General features: G+C 44.3%; 12 protein-coding genes. 1 reads left to right on the top strand and 11 read right to left on the bottom strand.

What is annotated here, in order from left to right; all coding sequences use genetic code 11:
* Window positions 1-4: 4 nt before the first annotated feature.
* From D7Z26_RS13940 to D7Z26_RS13915, 6 genes are all read right to left on the bottom strand, one after another.
* The gene (locus tag D7Z26_RS13940; protein ID WP_158602303.1) at window positions 5-2,344 is read right to left on the bottom strand and encodes a glycoside hydrolase family 31 protein; all 2,340 of its coding nucleotides are present in this window, start codon (window positions 2,342-2,344) and stop codon (window positions 5-7) included.
* A gap of 91 nt (window positions 2,345-2,435) precedes the next feature.
* Complete coding sequence (locus D7Z26_RS13935; RefSeq protein WP_120977549.1) at window positions 2,436-4,019, bottom strand: extracellular solute-binding protein; 1,584 nt, start codon at window positions 4,017-4,019, stop codon at window positions 2,436-2,438.
* Between the two features lie 98 nt (window positions 4,020-4,117).
* On the bottom strand, window positions 4,118-5,023 hold the full coding sequence (locus D7Z26_RS13930) for a carbohydrate ABC transporter permease (protein WP_120977548.1): 906 nt from the start codon (window positions 5,021-5,023) through the stop codon (window positions 4,118-4,120).
* A 40-nt stretch (window positions 5,024-5,063) separates the two neighbouring features.
* Window positions 5,064-5,987 (bottom strand): ABC transporter permease, encoded by a 924-nt coding sequence (locus D7Z26_RS13925; protein ID WP_199731701.1) that lies wholly within the window; start codon window positions 5,985-5,987, stop codon window positions 5,064-5,066.
* Between the two features lie 188 nt (window positions 5,988-6,175).
* Window positions 6,176-7,966, bottom strand: coding sequence for a cache domain-containing sensor histidine kinase (locus tag D7Z26_RS13920; protein ID WP_120977547.1), 1,791 nt, complete (start codon window positions 7,964-7,966; stop codon window positions 6,176-6,178).
* A complete protein-coding gene (locus tag D7Z26_RS13915; protein ID WP_120977546.1) occupies window positions 7,959-9,518 on the bottom strand; it encodes a response regulator in 1,560 nt (519 codons plus the stop codon). Before D7Z26_RS13915 ends, D7Z26_RS13920 begins: the two co-directional genes overlap by 8 nt.
* 237 nt (window positions 9,519-9,755) lie before the next feature.
* On the opposite strand from D7Z26_RS13915, the gene wsfD reads away from it, so the two are divergent.
* Window positions 9,756-11,828: a glycan biosynthesis hexose transferase WsfD gene (gene wsfD / locus D7Z26_RS13910; RefSeq protein WP_120977545.1), complete on the top strand. Its 2,073-nt coding sequence runs from the start codon at window positions 9,756-9,758 to the stop codon at window positions 11,826-11,828.
* A gap of 111 nt (window positions 11,829-11,939) precedes the next feature.
* On the opposite strand, the gene D7Z26_RS13905 is transcribed toward wsfD, so the two are convergent.
* From D7Z26_RS13905 to D7Z26_RS13885, 5 genes are all read right to left on the bottom strand, one after another.
* Entirely contained in the window at window positions 11,940-13,841 is a 1,902-nt protein-coding gene (locus D7Z26_RS13905; protein ID WP_120977544.1) for an RICIN domain-containing protein, read from the bottom strand.
* 192 nt (window positions 13,842-14,033) lie between these two features.
* Window positions 14,034-15,506, bottom strand: coding sequence for an RICIN domain-containing protein (locus D7Z26_RS13900; protein WP_158602302.1), 1,473 nt, complete (start codon window positions 15,504-15,506; stop codon window positions 14,034-14,036).
* Between the two features lie 183 nt (window positions 15,507-15,689).
* The gene (locus D7Z26_RS13895) at window positions 15,690-18,338 is read right to left on the bottom strand and encodes a glycoside hydrolase family 38 N-terminal domain-containing protein (protein WP_120977542.1); all 2,649 of its coding nucleotides are present in this window, start codon (window positions 18,336-18,338) and stop codon (window positions 15,690-15,692) included.
* A 40-nt stretch (window positions 18,339-18,378) separates the two neighbouring features.
* Window positions 18,379-19,209 (bottom strand): carbohydrate ABC transporter permease, encoded by an 831-nt coding sequence (locus D7Z26_RS13890; RefSeq protein WP_120977541.1) that lies wholly within the window; start codon window positions 19,207-19,209, stop codon window positions 18,379-18,381.
* Entirely contained in the window at window positions 19,210-20,085 is an 876-nt protein-coding gene (locus tag D7Z26_RS13885) for a carbohydrate ABC transporter permease (RefSeq protein WP_233566874.1), read from the bottom strand.
* Between the last annotated feature and the right edge of the window lie 33 nt (window positions 20,086-20,118).

The following is a 20,118-nucleotide window of genomic DNA, read 5'->3' as shown; positions in this document are numbered from 1 at the left end:
TTGTTTAAAATATTTGCGCCCGCCATCCCGACTTGCTATCAACCTGGATGGACTCGGAATCGCTTCGAATGTCGCAAATCGCTCCACCGCGTACGCGGACTTGGTACATCCGCTGTTCGAGCGGCTCGAATAGGTTCACGCTGCGCTCTTGCTGCTCATCCTCCTCCGCTGCGAATGCCACAAAGCGCAGCTCGCTCCAATCGAGGAAGGCGGTAGATAACGCTGGATTCATGTGGACCAAGATTGCCCCGGAGCGAACCAAAAGCACGACGGGTAAGTCGCCCGCGGCGATATCATGCCACGTTCCGCCCGCATAGCGCATCCCCGATTGATAGTCCACCCACTCGCCCGGCGGGAGGTAGACTCGGCGCTCTGCGGCTTCTTCAAAGAACGGCGCGACTAACAGATTGGAACCGAATAGGTACTCGTCCTCGACGAGCCAACAACCGGGATCTTCCGGATATTCCAAGAACAATGGCCGGAGCATCGGATGCCCAGCGTCGGCGCTCAGTTTGGCCTGCGTGTATACATAAGGCATCAGACTGTATTTCAAATTCACGGTCTCGCGGAACATCGCCATGAATGCTTCGCCGTATGCCCATGGCTCTTTGGGCGGAAGACCGTGACAGCGGCTGTGAGAGGTGAGCATACCGAACGGAAGCCAACGACGATAGAGGTTTTCGGGACTGCTCTTCACGAATCCCCCGATATCGTGACTCCAGAATGAAAATCCGCTCAGTCCAAGAGAAAGCCCTCCCCTTAATGTGGATGCCATCGCATTATCGGTATTTTCCGCGTCGCCTCCCCAATGTATCGGATAACGCTGACTGCCGGCCCATGCGCTTCGCGCCCAAATAATCGATTCGTTGTTCGTCTCCAGCGTCGCTTCCGAGGCAGCGCGGTTATATCGCAACGGATAAAGATTATGTTCATGAAAACCCGTCTTACCCGACGCATAAACGCCATTCATGGGAGCCGCCTCGCCGAAATCGACCTTGATCGCTCCGACGCCCATCTCAAGCAATCCCGCAAGCTTCTTTTTATACCATTTGATCGTGTCCGGATTAGAAAAGTCTAGAATCGCGTCATCGGTCGGAAGCTTTCCGTCTGCCGTCGTGACCGCCAACCCCTGATCTACGATTTCAGCGAACAATGGATTGGTAGGAGTGAAGTAAGGAAGTTGCCACAGCGAGATCCGATAACCCTGCTCCTTAAGATCCGAGATCATCCTCGCCGGATCGTCAAATCTCTTCTCCGAGAATTGGTAATTGCAGCGCCAATCTTTTTCAAACCAGCCCGTATCCAGATGAATGACGTCGCAGGGGATTCGGTTGTCGGCCAGCTTTGCCGCGACTTCGCGAACCTCTGTTTCGCTGCTATACGTAATTCTGCTCATCCAAAGTCCAAACGACCATAGCGGCGGAAGCGGACTTCTCCCAGTCAACCGGGTATATTCCGAAAGCACTTCCTTGGGAGAACCGAGGAAGATGAACAGATCAAGCTCCTCTTCGCCTGTGAATATTGAAAGCGTATCGTCATAGGAGGCTCCGAAATCGAAAGAAAGCGGAGAAGAAGCGTGCACGAACATCCCATAACCTCTGCTGCTTAAATAAAACGGAATCGGTTTATACATTCGCGGCGTCTGGACGCTGAGCGCATCCGTCGTAAACAAGTCGATGCGCTGTCCTCTTTTATCGAGCCTCGTGAACGATTCGCCCGTACCATACAGTTTTTCATCGGCCTGCAAGGAAAAGCTCGCGGCAAATCGGTTTTCCATGTCGATCGAGCTTCTTGTATAACAGAACGGCAACCCATTCGTGTTCAGTAAGGATGAAATATCCGAATAACCTCTCGTCTCCGTCAATACGCGTCCGACTTTATCTTTCACGATGATTTCCCACGGCGAGAACTGTACGGTTACCGAGCCGTGTTCGCTCGAATGGACGACGCTATCTTCCCGCCGCTCGGTATGCCAAACGGGACTCGTATTCCCCCCTTCATCGCTCAGCATGAGCGTGGACTTGGCTGGAGGAAGATGCATATGCCTTGAGCCGATCCGAAGTCGCAGCGTCCGTTCCGTTACGAAGTCGATTTCGAACACCGAAACCGGCGATTTTTCGTATTCCTCCGGAAATTCCCATGCCTGAGATTCCGCAAACGGAAAATCAATTTGATTAAACGATAGACGAGGTTTACGCAAATATCTGTTCCATCGGATCGTGCCTGTGCGATTATCCGGATCGTAATGCTCCACGCGCTCAGGAAAATAATAAGTGTCGTCAGTCGTCTCGAATGGCAATCCCATATTGGGAGGTTGGTTGAGCAAACGGCTCATGTTCGTCATTTCGATTCTATCCTTTCGCTTGAACATTCCGTATAAAGTAGGAGAGGCCAAGGAATCAAGCACCCGACCTCTCCTGCATGATGGATATCCGTTACTTATTGTAGTCTTCGAGATACTGCTTGACCTGATTTTCGGTCTCCGAAATCACTTTGTCGGAACCCACCTTTTTCATCGCGGCAACGATATCGTCAATGGCTTTCTTCGTGTCTTCCGGCGACCTTGCAGGTCCGTATGTCAGTACGTTTACTTTCGAACTTGCAATGTCGTTCGCCGTGGCCAATTCGGGCTTGATATCCGTCGTTACTAGACTGAAGGCAACGAGCGGACTGGTGACCATATTATCGATTTGGTACTTGAGCACTTCGTCGTAATTCGGGAACGCGCCTGCCGGCTTGAGCAGATATTTGCCGCGAAATGCCCATGCGCTGTAATTCGTTCCGACATAGTCGGAGTTCAGCGGTTGATAAGCATTATCTGCCGTAACTTTATAGTTTTTATCAAGTATGCCGTAGTTCACCAATCGATTGTAATCTTCATTGAAAGACAGAAGTTGCACGGCCATGAGCACGCGATCCGCATGCTTGGAACCGGCGTGAATGGCAGTTCCGTGAACGATCGAAGGCTGCGCGGCGATTTTGCCGCCCCAATCGGCGTTTGCCAGCTCCAATTTCCATTCCGGATGCGTATTGTTGACTTCCTGGTACATGGCAACCATATCGTTAAGATTACCGAATGCGACTGCTCCTCTTCCCGCTTTGAACTCTTGGGCGCGAGGGCTGTTGGTCGTCAAAGCCGATTTGGAGAAGTATCCCTTCTTTTTGTATTCCTGCATTTGATTTTCGAATGCGAGAAATTCCGGCTTGTCATACATCGAGAAGATCGTCGGATTGTCATCCGTAAAATCAAACGCCAAATTCGGCGTACCCGAGACCGGCAACCAGTGGTTCATGTTCATAAGCACTGCGTTCGCGAAATCCTTGTTGTTCGGACCTTCGTCCGCGATCGGAATGATGCCCTTTTCGTTCTTGACGATTGCCTCGCAATAGTTCAACAAATCCTGCAGGCCGTTGATCGGAGGCAGATTGTATTTCTCTCTCAAATCCCCGCGGATCATCACAGTCTCATTATCCGACGTTTTCTCGGCAAACGGGATCATGTAGAGCTTGCCGCCGACCCTCGCCTGTTTGAAAGAAGCAGCCGGAAGCTCGTCTTTTGCCTTCGGAACGTATTTGTCGATCATTTCGTCCGTAATTTCCATAAAGCCGCCTTTGGAGGCGATGTCCGCGTAGTTCTGCCAATTGCCCGTCCACACCATGTCGAAATCTTCGCCGGACGCAAAGATCAGCGGGTATTTCTGCGGAACGTCCGCCCATGGAATAATGACCGGTTCGATCGTCGTGTTGATTTCCGCCTTCAGCTTCTTATTGATTTCATCCCATACGGCTTTGGAGTCTTTCTGCTCATCGCCGATCAAATAGTACTTCAAAGTAATCGGTTCGCTCGTATCTACGTTTCCGGCAGATTCGGATGAGGATGATGTTGCTGAAGGATTCGCCGATTCCGTCTGGCTCGGCGAAGATGAGTTTTTCGCTTTAGAGCCGGAGCATCCCGCCATGACGACGCTTAATGCCAACACCGCCATGATCCCAAACATAAAACTTCGTTGCCTTCTCATTGAAAAGTCCCCCCATAGTTTGATGTATATATAAAATTGAGAAACCCTTACTTTTCTCGGGAACCCAATATTATATCGGTAATTTCCGGGTTCGATGGTTAACCTTTTACGGCTCCGATCATGACACCCTTCACAAAATATTTCTGAACGAACGGATAAACGAGCAGCACGGGAATTACCGTAACGATCGCCATCGCCATCTTTAAAGAATCGTTTGGCATATCGGTTACATGCGTTTGAATCGCGGCGGTCGACATCCCTGCCATTTCCTGTAGGACTTGCTGCTTTCTCAGAAGGTTGTACAAGTAGAATTGCAGCGGATAGTAGTTTTTGTTCTCGATAAAGAGCAACGCATTCAGAAAGTCGTTCCAGTAATTCAAGGAAACGAATAAACCCATGGAAGCCAGCGCCGGTTTCGACAAAGGCAGAATCAGCTGCGCGTAGATTCTGAAGTCTCCTGCGCCGTCGATTTTGGCCGACTCCGTCAAGGAATAAGGGATGGAATTCATAAAGGATCGAATGATAATCATGTAAATGACGTTAAACAGTCCGGGTAAAATTAAGACGAGTAAATTGTCCTTCAAATGAAGGTATTTCACGATCAGAATGTACCAAGGCACTAAACCGGCTCCGAATACGGTCGTAAAGTAAAAGTAGAAAGCAAACACATTTCGTAGTTTGAAGTCTTTCCTTTGGAGCACGTATGCGGTCATCGACAACAGAAACAAGGATGCCGCAGTCCCGATGGCCGTAATCAAAAAGGATATCCCATAAGCTTTCAGCGTTGTTGTCGGGAGCTCGAACGCCAGGCGGTAAGCGGCGAAAGAAACTTCCTTCGGAATAAGCCTGAACCCATCATGCACGATGGAGGATTCTTTCGTAATCGACCCGCTTATGACCAATAAGAACGGCAAGAAACAAAGCAGCGCAAAAAACAGAACATAAAATCGGGAGAGTATCGCGAAGAGAGTATCGGTTTTCGTTTTTTTTACGGAACGGTTCATATTCGACCGCCTTTCTTGAGCTGTTCATCCGTTCAATCAATCAAAACAAGGCACTGTCCTTAGAGAGTCGCTTCGCCGCGCTGTTCGCCAACAGCAAGACAACGAGAGAGAAAACGGACTGCATAAAGCCGGCGGCCGTCGTCATGCCGAAATCGTTCAATTGCAGAAGCGATCGTACGACAAACGTATCGATGACGTCGGTTGACGGATATAGAATCGGGTTGTTTCCTGTGATCTGGTAAAACATATTGAAATCGCCTTTGAAAATATTTCCGATATTGACCAAAGTGAGCGTAATGATATAGGGAACGAGACTAGGAATAGTTAAGTAGAAAATTTCCTGGAATTTGTTCGCTCCATCGATCTCGGACGCTTCGTACATTTCCTTTTCGATGCTCATCACCGCGGCCAAGTAGATGACCGTACCGTATCCAAGCCATTTCCACACCTGAATGGAAACGATGATATATTTCCATGCGTGGATTTTGCTGTATATGTCGATTGGATCCATATGCAGCGCTTGTAATGCCGTATTCAAAACGCCGTGTTCGAAATTGAAAATATTTAGCATGAACGCTCCGACGATGACCCAAGATAAAAAGAACGGAAAGAACAGCATCGTTTGCGTCACTCTAACGAACCATTTGGAAACGATTACAGATAAGAAAATCGCCATTCCGACCTGCAAAACGGTATTAAACACGAGAAACGCGAAGTTATAACCGATGGTATTCAACAAGACATGGATTCCTTTGCCTCCCAAAAAGAAAAACTTGAAATTGTCGAATCCCACCCAAGGGCTACCGAAGATACCTTTGGAGTAGGAATAATTTTTGAAAGCGAGTACGATTCCGGACATCGGCAAGTAGCTGAAGAGAAAAAAATAAACGACCCCAGGCAAAATCATCAGCCACAAAGTCATGTTTATTTTTTTTCGGTTCCGATTGCGCGTCATACTGAACATGGGCTCTTCTCCTTTGATGCGTCCTATTGACTGACCCCTTAAGATCGTACTTTAACTATACGGGTTCGATATTTCGAAAAAAACGTGATAAACCTATTGCGGGAGGAATAAACAACGGAGTTAGTCGAGCTTTGTCTCAAAACGCAAACACCCCCTTCATTGGAAGGAGGTGTTTGTATGGCATGGCGTTATTTCATTTCCCTAGCGGGAATTCTGATTTCAACCTTCGTTCCTCGCCCGAGTTCGCTAAAGTACTTCAATCCATACTCGCTACCGTAAAAGAGTTGAATTCTATCGTTCGTATTTTTGATTCCATAGCCCGCAGAGTCATCCGAACCGTTATGGGATAACAGTTGCCGCACTTGATCCGAAGACATCCCGATGCCGTCGTCTTCAACCGTAAAAATCAAAGTACCGTTCTCGAGTTTGCACCGGATGAGGATCTTTCCCGTCGACTCGTGCTTTTCGAGAATGCCGTGAAGAATGGAGTTTTCGATCAGCGGCTGCAGAATGATTTTTAACGTCGAGTAATGATAAACGCTCTCGTCCACATCGATTTCCAAAGCGATTTTATTGCTGAATCTCATGTTCTGAATCTGAACATAATGGGAGGCATGCGTAATCTCGTCCATCACGGGAATGAGGTCCACGCCTTTGCTGAGACTGATTCGATAAAACTTGACGAGCGAGTTCACCATTTGTGTAATCGGCGGTATTCTGTTTTTGATGGCAATGCAGTTGATTAGATCTAACGAGTTATAGAGAAAGTGAGGATTAATTTGCGCTTGAAGAGCTTTAAGCTCCGCGTTTTTGATATTCAGTCCCATTGTATATTTCTCTTCGAGCAGCTGCGAGATATTCCCGACCATTTTTCGAAAAGTGTGGATCAGAAGGCCGATTTCATCGTTGCCCGATTTAATAATGGCAACTTGGAAGTTTCCATCCTCCAGCTTCCTTATTTCTTTCGTAAGCTTAAAAATTCTCCTCAGGCTGGATCGGGAAATCAAATAGGCCACACCGTAAGCTAGAGTGGAAATCACGAGCATCAATACTAACATTTCATTTCGGATCTTGATGCTGAGCGCATAAAGGTCCGACTCGGGAACTTCCGAGACCAAATACCAAGGGGTATTGGCAATCGGATTGAATTTAACAAACGAAGTGGACTTGCCGATCTCGATTCGGTTCCATTCATTGACCGCAAGCCCTTTAAGTAACTCCCCGCTTGGAAGAACCCGATCATCCCGAAGGGAATCAGCCGCAAACACCGTATGAGATAGATTCGTAAGGTACATCTTGCTGTGGGGGGTTAAAATCGCGCCCTTCAACATGGTTTTTATTTTATCTGCCTGCAGGTCTACTTTTATAAAACCGGCAGTGTGATGAAAATTGTTGTTATCGTAGAATTTGCCGAAGTAGGAAAAGGAGGATTTATCATTGTCGATATTACTCTCCCCTGGCTCGGGCGGAACCCAGAAACGATTTTGCTTGGATGCCTCCATCTGGACATACCAATTCGCTTGCATGACAGTATTCGTACTTAAGAAGGTGTCATTGTTTTCGTCGATCATCACATTGCCATTCAAATAAAGGCTGATCTTATCCACGTTAGTCGTCTTTTGCAAATAGTGAAATTTATTGACGATCGTATTGTAATCCTTGAACCGGACTTCCGCGCTGCTGTCTTCGTGTAGATGCCTCTCGACGATGTCGTAAAAGTCTTTGTCGTACAAAACGAGATCGGTAACGGTGCCCATGTTGGCAAAGTACTTGCTCATACCGGCAACCGCTTCGTTAAATACGAGCGTCTGCGTGGCGAGCGTCTGCTCCTTTAACTGAACCGAATTTCGATGATAAGTAATAAAAGTAAATAACGATAATGGCAATAAAATCAAAATAAAAAACGTTGCCATTAATTTGATCTTGATAGACAGATGGTTAAAGTAGCTTATGGGCCTCGCAATCAGATGGTTAACCATGGTTTCGATATCCTCGGTATTCCTTGGGTTTAAGACCGGTTGCTTTTTCAAAAACTTTCGTGAAGTACTTTCCGTCCGCGTACCCGACCATCCGACCGATATCGTAAAGCTTGTGATCCGTCGTTTTCAGCAGCTCCATGGCTTTCTGAATCCGAAGATCCGTAATATACTGGGTAATCGTTTTACCTGTAGCCTGTTTAAATATCGAACTTACGTAATTAGGCGTAAGGAATAATTTCTTGGATATCGATTGAATCGATAACTCGTGGTCCTGGAATTGTTCGTTGGCGACGTTGACGATTTTAGCAATCGTATCTTGATCGTGCTTCTTGCTCTCCACATGCTGGAACACATAGTTAAGCACCTCAAGCAAATAACCTTTCAGTTCGAAAAGTGTTCGCGTGTTGGCAATCTTATTCAGTTGATAAGCTGACTTCTCGGTTTGCAACGGGATATTCCGATTGTCCGCGAATTTGGAAATCACGAGAAATAGCTTAAAGATCGCTTCTCGAATAAGAAGGGGCTCCGTGTTCTCGTGACTTTTCATTTGACTGACCACGCTCATAATCGTAAGCGACGCTTCGGCCGGTCGATGACTTCTTAAATGATCCGACAATGTCTGCAAGATCGTTTCATCAAACTGAAATACGTTCGTTGGATCAGGCGAGTAAGTCGCCATCCTGTTGTAGCCGTAGAAAAATTGCTTTTGCAAAGCCGCAGCGGCCGATTGATAAGACAGGTGTATGTTTTTTAATCCGATCGCTTTGTTACCCAAACCGATAAAAATTTGGCAAGACGCAAATTCAGTCGGTTCTTCGAAGCGGTCTAGAAACTCTTGAAGCTGGATTTGTAACGAATCGATCGATAATCGACCGTCCGTTCTAACAAAGCAGACGATATCGCTTTCCCCTTTAACGGTCGCAATGATTTCGTTGTAGTGAAGCTCAAAGAGGACACGAAGGCTCGAAAGTACGTAATGGGTGCATGATTCCGCGCTCTCATTGTCCGCGGGATACGTTCGGATCATACAAGAGAGGTATTCGCCGTTTTCAGGGAAATGGATCGCAAGCTCTTTTAGGAGCTCGCCAACTTGGCGCACGTCATAAAGACCGGTCGTGAAGCTTTGACACAAGTCCAGAAGAAGGATTTGCCGCCGCTGAATTCGTTTATGATTACTCTCCATGCATTCCGCTGCGGCCACTTTCAAAACCCCTGCTATTTCTTCGAGATTCAAAGGTTTTTCAATATAGCGGATCACCTTCAATTTGATCGCCGCCATTAAATATTCCTTATCGGAATAAGAGCTTAAAAAAACGATCTTGCAGTCCGGCAACGCCTCGTTCAGCCGAATCGAAAATTCGATGCCGTCCATTTTGGGCATTCTGACATCGCACAGAACGATATCCGGATGATAATGCTCTATGATTTCAAGCGCATTCAAACCGTTGTTTGCTTCGCGAATCTTGTTGATCCCAATCTCGTTCCAAGGCAAATAATTTACAAGAACATCTCTTGTCGTGTCTTCATCGTCAACAACTAGAGCTTTCAACATCGTTCGACCAACCCCTTGGGCAAATATCTCTCTCTATATTATTGTCGACATTCGAATATAGCGGAAGCATTAATTTGTACGCGCTTTCAATCGCGTATATTTTTACTCCTATCGTTGATTTTTCTCCTCTTTCCGATTTCTCATGACTTCGAAATTGCCCGTATATGGATTAATAAGTATGTCGAAGCTACTTATGGGCGCGGTGTGGTCTGCTATCGCATAAGAAGGAATGATAATTTGCATAAATCAAATAAAGTTAAGTTCTCGGCACTTTTTATTTTCATTGTGATCGCCATTACCTTACTGATTTATTTGCCCCCGGCCATAGGGCTTGCCGATAATTCCGACTTCAACAGGACGATGAGAGCATTTGGGCTGACTTCTATGAGTGGCATAAAGAATTGGAGCGCGGAATATCGGTATAAAATATCCAACCCGACAAGAATTGTTCAGTATTTCAAAAATATATTCCTGCCTGTAAATGACAGTCCTTCAGGATATTACTCTACGCAATTTATCTTTATTAAAATAGCTCTATTCTTTAATGCCTTAGCCAATAAACTTGTACATCGCAATCCCAACTTGTTTAACCTATTTTTTCTAACGGTCCAATTTATTATCGTTTACGCATTGGCCCTGGTTTTGTTTCTGAAGGAAAAGTGGAAAAACAATTCATATGACAATATGGCCGTTAAAATTGTTTTTGCATTTATTTTTCTGGATTGCGGCTATTTGGTATATTTTAATTCCTTTTTCGGAGAATCAACTACGCTGATTTTCCTGATTTTATCCTTTGTCCTGCTTATGTATCTTGAAAAGGATAAAAACAGCTTTTTAGTCTATATAGGCTTGATCCTGTCACTGTTTATATTTTCCGGCTCAAAACCGGCCAACTTTCCCTCCGCTTTGTTGTTGTCCGTCCCCCTCGCTTATTATGCGATCAAAAATGAAGGGACGAGGAAGAAAATCATGATCTGCGTTTCCGTAGTCGTTATGCTTTTCGCATCTTACAGCTATGTGAAGCGAGCGCCGGAATGGATGACAAAGGTTACCACGTTTCAATCGGTTTTTTTTGGCGTTTTATACAAAAATCCGGCACCGCAGCAGGCCGCTAAAGATCTGGGTTTACCGCCGGAACTGGCCAAGTTGGATTCCATAACCGCCTACATGCAACATCCCTTAAATCCCTATAGCAAACCTAATCCAAACTTTCAGTCCCTATTTTTTGACCGAATAAGTAAAATCGGAGTTTTAAAATATTATGTGACCCATCCTGCCTTATTTGCCGAAAAGCTGGATGAAAGTGCCGAGGCGGCTTTGCCTCTTAGGCCCACTTATTTAACAAACATTAATCTGTCAAACGAGCGAGCAGACTTAATGTTTGAATTTCGAATGAATGTATGGGAGCGCATCAGAAAAGGTTTTTCAGGCTTTGCTTCCGTATTTTTAGCCATTGTCTTGGTCCTGTCTGTAGCAAATTTGATTATTTTATTCAGGAAAAAGGCTGGGTTATACAGTATCTTACTGAGGTTGGCGCTTATGGGGGCCGCGGCGGGGCAATTCATTGTTCCCATTGTGAGCAACGGTAACGCGGATTTGCAGAAGCATTTGCTTTTATTTAATGTGCATTTGGATATCCTGATTTTCCTTCTGGTGTTGGACAATCTGGATTTGAAAAGCCGCGCTTTTACACGAGTTGGCATTGCCGCCACGTCTTTATTAGTTCTCACTTCCTTTTGTCCGAACAAACCTGAAACCCTAACAATGGGCAGCATTGATGGCAAACCCATCGAGTGGTATGTTTTGGAGAAAAGCAGCATTTGGGTGAAGGTTATCGCAAAAGACGCGTTATATCGTAGCGTGTATGATGAACGCTCTAACGACTATACAAAAGCCGGTATTCAACAAAGTTTGAATGCCAAAAGAGATATATGGTTTTCGCAAGACGAGTCGGATCGCATTCGAAAAACACAATATCCGGCGTTTTGTAATGAAAAAAACTCGCACCAAGCCAATGTCGGAGATCGGCCCCATTATTGGTTTTCACCCATTAAATATGTTTCTCAGGACAGTGATCGGGCATTTCGGAAAATATACTCCGCTTATTTAACATTGCCGTCTGTAGACGATGTGGAGCGGCTTTTCGATATATCTAAGACCGCTTCTGTTTTGCCAATCGATTATTGGCTTTCAACTCCTTATTACGGTAGCACCGACAAAGCGCGCATAGTTTCTTCCGATTATCAGGTATATCATCGCAGGGTGGATACTGTCCTTGGCATTCGGCCGGTCATGTGGATTAGGGTATAGCAAATTTGTTTAGAACTTTATCAACCCTAGGTAATCCTGATCTCTTGGTTGTGGATAATAGTAAATCCTTGCCGTAGCAAGGATTTACCATTATATATTTTATTAGCGTCTTTACGGAGCAATAATCTGCCACATTTGATTGTTACCGCCATTATCCGGCCATTGAATGTCCGCAGCTCCATCCGCCGTAGATTGACCAGAGATATCCAAAAGTTTGCCGCTGTTCTTATTCTTTATCTTATAATAACCATTTCCGGCATCGATCAATTGCCATAATTGATTATCACCACCAGTATCCGGCCATTGAATATTCGCTGCTCCATCTGCGGTGGATGCGCCGTTAATATCCATATACTTGCCACTGTTGACGTTTTTAATTTTCCAGTACCCTCCGGCTGCCTGCGTGAAGATCCATTTCTGATAATTCCCGCCACCATAAGTGAACTGTTGAATTGCAGCTCCATCCGCCGTGGATTGTCCCTGGACACCTAGTGCTTTTCCACTGTTACGATTAACAATTTTGTAAGTATTGCCGGATACAATACCGCTTCCACTGCCATTACCATAAAGCTCTATTTCAAAGATTCTAGCTACGCTTTCGGTAGTCTGAGTCGCTTTCGTAATATACAACCGAATATACCTGGATGAGAAGTCGGCTACATTCCTGTCAGTTACACTAGCTGTATTCCCTGTTACCGTATCCACATCTGTCCATGTATTACCATCTGAACTCTTTTGTAATTTGAAATCTCTAGTATTTCGGTCAGCTGAATCAGTACCCGCACTCGCATGCTTTACTGCCCACCGATTAATACTCTTGCTCGAACCAAGATCTAGTTTTAACCATTTATCTCCAGGTGTTGTGTTGTCAGTCCACTTTGTAGTGGTAGAATTGTCTACTGCCATCGCTGGAGTTTCACCTGATACATTTGCACTAGCGGTTGCTATCGCGTTTAGAGCTAGATTTGTAGAATTAGATGGTGGGGTAATGCCTGCAAGTGCGTTTTTCATATTGATCATTTGATTATATTGTCCTTGGTCGAAATTACCAGTTGTGCCTACGAACTGATCCCAAGTAAATGCTCCGCCTTTGGTAAGGACAGAACGAGTATAGTCGATGATCGTCGAATCAGGATTATCAACGCCACCGCCGCCCCAGCCACCGCCGAGATAATAGCATCCATGCCATTGCATTCCTCCGGTTCCCCATCTCGAAGTCGGAACTGGGGCACCTACAATGGTAGTGAAGATTTCGCCAGCAACATAATCCTGCTTCGTGCTTTGAATACCGAAACTTCCTGCATTTAATGTCACGACAGTATTCGGATTCGGAGCCTTAAGCGTATTGATGTAACGGGTTTTATCCGCATCCGGCCATTCACCGATTCCGTCAATGAACCAGCCGTCGATTTTGGTTCCCCAACGATTTGCCCATTCTTGTACAATGCCAATGGTATTGTCTCTGAATGTTTGGTTTAATACCCAATTCCCATTAGCATCAGCAAGCGTATTACTTTGAAGCATGGCTTTACGTCCGTCGGGATCCATATGCTGATCTCCGTTTGCATCGCCTACGAAATAAGCGAAAAATTTGATGCCCCTTGCATGCATAGCATCGGCAAGCTCGTTGATCAAGTCTCTGTTCGGAGACCTTGCAGGCAGACCCCAACTCGTGAGAACGCTATCATATTTGCTGTTCGGAGAAACATAATAGCCTTGTCCTTGGCCAACGGTAAACATAACCCAACTTACGCCTTCTGCAGCTACGTTATTAGCCCAGGTATTGACGTTAAACGAGTTGATTTGACTATTCCAATTACTCAAACCTCCTCCAAGGCCATTGTAATTGTATCTATAATGCTGGAAAATACCGTACTTACCGGACATAAAATCAGTTTTCGGGTTATTCGCGTCTGCCGAAGCAAAATTGCCTAAAGTACTCAACAACATGGACATTATAAGCATGAAACCAAAAAACATCTTCAATCTAGCTTTTCTCGTTAGCGTTCTCATTTTGACTCCTCCTGATTTTCTTATTTGTTTCAAAGAAAGAATATTAATGCATACGACCTCTTTTTAGGGTCGTAACATCCCCCCTCTCAATAAAACGTTTGCGAATAATTTATCATATTTTGTCGAAATGACTTCAAAAAAAAGGGTTAGGCAATCAAATCGCCTAACCCACTTGCGATTTACAAAGAATTATTATGGCGAAACAATCTGCCACATTTGATTTGTACCACCGTTGTCCGGCCATTGGATATCTTGAGCTCCATCTGCCGTAGATGCTCCGGATATATCCAGAACTTTGCCGCTGTTTCTGTTCTTAATTTTGTAGTAACCGTTACCCGCATCGATCAGCTGCCACTGTTGGTTCGTACCGCCAGTATCTGGCCACTGGATATTAGCCGCTCCATCCGCTGTTGATGCTCCATTGATATCCATGTACTTCCCGCTGTTCACATTTTTAATTTTCCAATAGCCGCCAGTCACTTGAGTAAAGACCCATTTTTGATTATTCCCACCGTTATACGGCCACTGTTGGATAATTGCCCCGTCTGCAGTCGATTGTCCCTTAACATCGAGAGCTTTACCACTGTTGAGGTTAATGATCTTATAAGTATTGCCAGAAACGATTCCACTTGGAAGCGTGACACCTCCGATATTGTTTTTCATATTGACCATTTGATTGAACTGCCCTTGATCGAAATTACCTGTTGTACCAACGAATTGATCCCAAGTAAAGGCTCCACCCTTGGAAATGACGGACTTGGTATAATTGATAATCGTCGAGTCGGGGTTATCAACACCAACACCACCCCAGCCTCCGCCGAGATAATAGCAACCATGCCATTGCATTCCTCCGGTTCCCCATCGCGAGGTCGGAACTGGTGCACCTACAATCGTAGTGAAGATCTCACCAGCAACATAATCCTGCTTAGAACTCTGAATACCAAAGTTCCCAGCATTTAAGGTTACAACAGTGTTCGGATTCGGGGCTTTAAGCGTATTAATGTAACGTGTCTTATCCGCATCTGGCCATTCCCCGATTCCGTCAATGAACCATCCGTCAATTTTGGTTCCCCAACGATTTGCCCATTCTTGTACAATGCCAATGGTATTGTCTCTGAATGTTTGGTTTAACACCCAATTACCATTACCATCAGCAAGCGTATTACTTTGAAGCATGGCTTTACGTCCGTCGGGATCCATATGTTGATCTCCGTTTGCATCGCCTACGAAATAAGCGAAGAACTTGATACCTCTCGCATGCATTGCATCGGCAAGCTCGTTGATCAAGTCTCTGTTCGGAGACCTTGCAGGCAGACCCCAATTCGTTAAAATGCTATTATATTTACTGTTTGGAGAAACATAATATCCTTGACCTTGACCAACCGTAAAGATGACCCAACTTACACCTTCTGCTGCTACATTATTAGCCCAAGTATTGACGTTAAACGAGTTGATTTGACTATTCCAATTACTCAAACCACCTCCAAGGCCATTGTAATTGTATCTATAATGCTGGAAAATACCGTACTTACCGGACATGAAATCAGTTTTGGGATTATTCGCATCTGCCGAAACAAAATTAACTAATACACTTAATAACATAGTTAACAAGAGACTAAAACTGATCGCCATTTTCAAGCTCATTTTTTTTGCTAGCGCTTTCATATTATTCCTCCTCATAGTTTAGAATTGAAAAACAAAGCATTATTGCTCAATCGAACTTTTTATTCCCCCTTTATAAATCGAATCAGCCGCCGGCCTCTCCCTCGTGGGTAGGCCGACTGCAGCGCATTTCTTTCGGCATCTGAATTCTATTTAAAGAATCGAGTTAAGCAGGTGTCAGAACAATCACAAAAATATTACAAGAATATGTAAAAGTTGATTGGCCTCAAGCCTAATCTCCAGTCGTTCTGAACTAACGACCTGCAGATCATTTAAACATTCCTCCAGTGCATTCGTCCTGAATGCTGCCTTTAATTTGCGATTTGGAAAAGAAATATTGATATCCGAAATGTGATCTATGGAATTACTTAGACGAAGAATAATTCCAGGACCTTCTTCAGCGGGCTTGACATCAAAAACTTTAACGTTTTCACTGTCGATATTTATCAAAGTTTTTTCCTGGCCAATTTTACAATCAATAACCGGGATAGAATAAATCTGAGCTATAGCACGATCTGTATTGGCTATGACTGCGGCCGGATTGAACGTTTGAAATGTCGATAAAGAGTAGGTATATGAGTTATATCCTGGTTGTCTTGCCTGAAAGTTAGTGTCCCAGTAATTGTTCATAGGCCATGCGAGCAACAGAGGCTTCTCAACCTTGGATATGGATTTCTGCTCTTTTCCAAAGTTGAAGTCTCCTACTTGTACAAGCGGTGCATCTTGACAGCTCATGGTCACACCATGGCTACCACCATAAACGGATACGCATTTATCGACCGTAATATAGTCTCTACAAACACCAGGTAACTGTTGTGCGTCTAACTCTACGAGTTTCCCTGCAGTATCATAATGGCAATTCCATGTTTGCAAGTTCAATGGGGTAACAAAATAAATGCCTTCAGGTGTTGTAATGTCCTTCTTATAGAAGGATACTTTTATTTCAATATCAGCCCGGTAACTAAAAAAGGTGAATCTTTGTTCCAATTGCTCTACACCAGGTGCATCCCATCGCATAATCAATGTGGCACTGTTGGCATTCCTTTCTACGCTACAGGACTCCAACTTTGAATAGGATTGTCTCTTAGCTTTCCAGTCGTGGTTCCATACGCTCACGCTATTGTTACCTTTCTCAATATCCCTAGGAAAAATAGCGTTACGGGTATTCGGATAATAGATAGGATCAACAGTTTCTTGAACAAACTGGAACAATGTCCACGGGCTGGACGTGTCTAGCATTTCCCAATCTTGAAGTGTATCAAATAGGCTTGTAATTCTACCTGTTAGTGGATCGAAACTGCATCTATGATAAGGCGTAACAACCTGACCCAATTGTGTCGTCACTTCTCGGCGCCAAGGGCCTTCTCCTGTCATTTCAATAGTTCCTTGATTAATTTCAATAGATTCGGACCACGGTGTTTCCTTCAAATCCTTAAAGAGGATCGTTCTCCAGGTGAATGGTGGCAGTTCAACCGTCCCATAACTCTTTCCAGGGTGAGAAGTTTCGTTGTTCATCAAAACATGACGCATTCGGTCCGCACTAAGATGTCTTCCCGCCGACCTAAAACTGGATGGTATTTGTATATCATGCGTTACAGGTACTGAAGTAGAATTGAAAAGAAGGATTCCTTCCGGCTCTTCTGATTGCAGTGAATTGATTGCCAACTTTTCCATTTGAGTATTGAGTAAATATCCAGTCAAGCTATTCGCCTGATATGCATAGTGCTTCTTATGAATGTGTTGGATATCAACGCTAAGATTATCCGGTTCTGAAATTGAATTAAATGCGCCCCAGGTGTGTTCATCGTATAAGTGAATTTGATCCCAAGCCTGTTTTTTGATTGATACGTAAGAGGCGTCTGCTTCCGGTTGAAAAGCATCAAGCAGTTCAACTGCTTTCATACCCTGCTTTGTTCGACGACTCAACTTCACTTCTTTGGCAGCGCTGCCGGAACCAAAGTTCCAATAATCCGTCCAATCCCCTGCATGTACCGGTAGCTTTAGTGCCTGCTCACGAACTCTTGCATAAAGCTGCTCAGGCGTCACAAAAGAAATGGTTTGCTCTCTTTGCTCTGCATTCCAAGTCTTGATTAGACCTGCTAATTCTCGATCCGGTGGGTTATTGTCGTAGAGAGGTAAGTTTGTTGCTGTCAAGTAAACGAAGTCAAATGGATAATCCGGGTTCGCATCGATTTTTTTCAAATATTGATCAAGACCTTCAGCCATGATGTTAGTATTCTTGGCATTGACATTACAAATTTGGCTGAAAAGAGAGTAATGTTCGCCATTAAAAGTTAACAATCTTCTATGATCCGGCGTTTCCCATTGAAACGCATTCGGCCTAGTGAGTGGCACGCCTCCAAAGTGGATATTAATGCCCATAATCAAAAATTCCACGCCTGCATCGAGCAGTAGCTGACTGTAGGACCATGGTTGACCATTCACATCATGATGAATAGCTGTCTTGATTTCGATATCAAATTGACTACGCAATTGTCTGATAGGATATAGCATTTTAGCTATCTGCTCTGCAGAGCAGAGCGGTGTGGTATGCATATACGATGCGGACACACTCATTTGACCGTTTTTCAAATAATACTTGAAGAGGTCGATTTGACTCGAATTTGCCGTTTCCAACCACTTTAGAACAGGATAACTAGATTCGCAGGTCCATCGGAATCGGTTGACTTCTGACCAATCTTCCGTCAGAGCACACATTTGAAGTGCTTCATCGATATATTTCTTTTGCATTTCTATAAGAATTGGTTGTGCATGAGTATACCCAACATCCAAATGACTATGATGTAGCACCAAAACTTCTTTAATTCTCGACATGTTTTTCTTCCTTCCTAGAACTCTAGATGTTAACCCCTCCTTAGCCCTTCAAAGAACCAGAAGTAATGCCTTCCACAAATTTCCGTTGCAATGCAAGATATAAGAAGATAATCGGTAATGAAGCCAAAAACATCATTGCGAACATTTCACCCCAATTGACCGAATATTGCCCTATAACGCGGTAAATCCCGGCAGTAATTGTGGTTCCCTTTATTGGCCCAATAATAATAAGCGGATTCAAGAAGTCATTCCAAACCCACAGCCCAATGAAGATAATTACACTTGACGTACAAGGTCCTAATAACGGAAAAATAATACGCCAGAATGTACGTAATGGACTGGAACCATCGATTGCGGCTGCTTCATCCAACTCTCTTGGAATCGTCCTAATAAATCCGGAATACATGAAAATGCCAAAGGGGACGTAGTACCCCATATAAAAAGCAATAAGTCCCGTCTTTGTGCTCATTAAATGAACCGCGATTAGCACTTTAACGACTGGAATCAATATAATTGTAGTTGGAACCATCAGCCCGAATAAAAAGAAAACGAGTAATAATCGGGATTTTTTGCTATCATTTCGAACCAAATAATAGGCCACCATAGATGAGGAAACGATAACCACACATACAGACAAAGCTGTAATTAAGGTACTATTCCACATGCTCGTGTAAATCAGATGATCCGGCCGCGTAAGAACGCTTCGTATATTGGCTAGCGTGAAACTCGTCGGAAATCCAAGTGGGTCCCCCATAACCTGTTTGCTATCCTTAAAAATGTTTATTAGCACCAGATATAATGGAAGAAAGAAAACTACTGTGACACAGACTGTAAACAACGCATGGGCTTTTGAAGACCATTTAAGTAACATCTAATATTCTACCTCCCTGCGTTTCAACCCAGTAACGACGACGATGGAAATAACACCGATTAGTGCAAACAACACGACAGCCATACTTGATGCATATCCCATTTGATTCTCATTAAAGGCTGTATTTATTATTTTTAATGAAATCGTTTCTGAAGTGGTTCCCGGTCCTCCATTCGTCAACACGACGACATGGTCGAACACCTTAAAGGTGGAAATCAGTAGCATGACCGTATTAATCGTAATGCCCGGTGCAAGTAACGGATATGTGATATGCCTGAATTTCTGTCTGCGATTGCAACCATCGATTTTGGCCGCTTCGTACAAATCGCTCGGAATACTTTGTAGTGTCGCAAGGAATACAACTGTACAAAACCCCATAGATTGCCACACGATAACAGCTGCGATTGAGTAGACAACAATGCTTGGATTTGCGAGCCAACTTGTTCCACTTAAACCTATATAGCCTAACAGTTTGTTCAAAACACCGTCATCCGTTAACATTATTGACCAGATAAACCCAACGACTACGGGACTCAATACTTGAGGTGTGAAAAATATTGTTCGGGATGCATTGTAAACCCAGCTTTTATAATTCACCAAGAGGGCGGATAACAATCCCATTGCATTAGCAGCAATCGTCACTATAAGAGCGATAATACAGGTTACAACGATGGCATGACCAAAGGCACTATCTTTCAATAAATCTGCATAATTTTGAAACCCGATTACCTTAAATCCCTTGAATAACGGATTGAAATTCGTAAAGCTGTAATAAATGCAGAGTACAATCGGCATGATGACAAACGTCAAGTAAATAAACAATCCATGAGATACAAAGAGAAAAAAGTTGGTAGTTTTATTATTCAGTTTCTTCACACCCCTTGATTTCAAAGAAGAAGGGAGGAGAAG

Source organism: Cohnella endophytica (genome assembly GCF_003628305.1).
In the GTDB taxonomy this organism is placed as follows: Bacteria; Bacillota; Bacilli; order Paenibacillales; family Paenibacillaceae; genus Cohnella; species Cohnella endophytica.
This window is presented reverse-complemented; position numbering and strand designations above follow the sequence as displayed.

Coding starts and splice junctions, on each gene's coding strand:
- D7Z26_RS13940 (WP_158602303.1), bottom strand. CDS start 2,344: ATGACGAACATGAGCCGTTTGCTCAACCAACCTCCCAATATGGGATTG.
- D7Z26_RS13935 (WP_120977549.1), bottom strand. CDS start 4,019: ATGAGAAGGCAACGAAGTTTTATGTTTGGGATCATGGCGGTGTTGGCA.
- D7Z26_RS13930 (WP_120977548.1), bottom strand. CDS start 5,023: ATGAACCGTTCCGTAAAAAAAACGAAAACCGATACTCTCTTCGCGATA.
- D7Z26_RS13925 (WP_199731701.1), bottom strand. CDS start 5,987: ATGTTCAGTATGACGCGCAATCGGAACCGAAAAAAAATAAACATGACT.
- D7Z26_RS13920 (WP_120977547.1), bottom strand. CDS start 7,966: ATGGTTAACCATCTGATTGCGAGGCCCATAAGCTACTTTAACCATCTG.
- D7Z26_RS13915 (WP_120977546.1), bottom strand. CDS start 9,518: ATGTTGAAAGCTCTAGTTGTTGACGATGAAGACACGACAAGAGATGTT.
- D7Z26_RS13905 (WP_120977544.1), bottom strand. CDS start 13,841: ATGAGAACGCTAACGAGAAAAGCTAGATTGAAGATGTTTTTTGGTTTC.
- D7Z26_RS13900 (WP_158602302.1), bottom strand. CDS start 15,506: ATGAAAGCGCTAGCAAAAAAAATGAGCTTGAAAATGGCGATCAGTTTT.
- D7Z26_RS13895 (WP_120977542.1), bottom strand. CDS start 18,338: ATGTCGAGAATTAAAGAAGTTTTGGTGCTACATCATAGTCATTTGGAT.
- D7Z26_RS13890 (WP_120977541.1), bottom strand. CDS start 19,209: ATGTTACTTAAATGGTCTTCAAAAGCCCATGCGTTGTTTACAGTCTGT.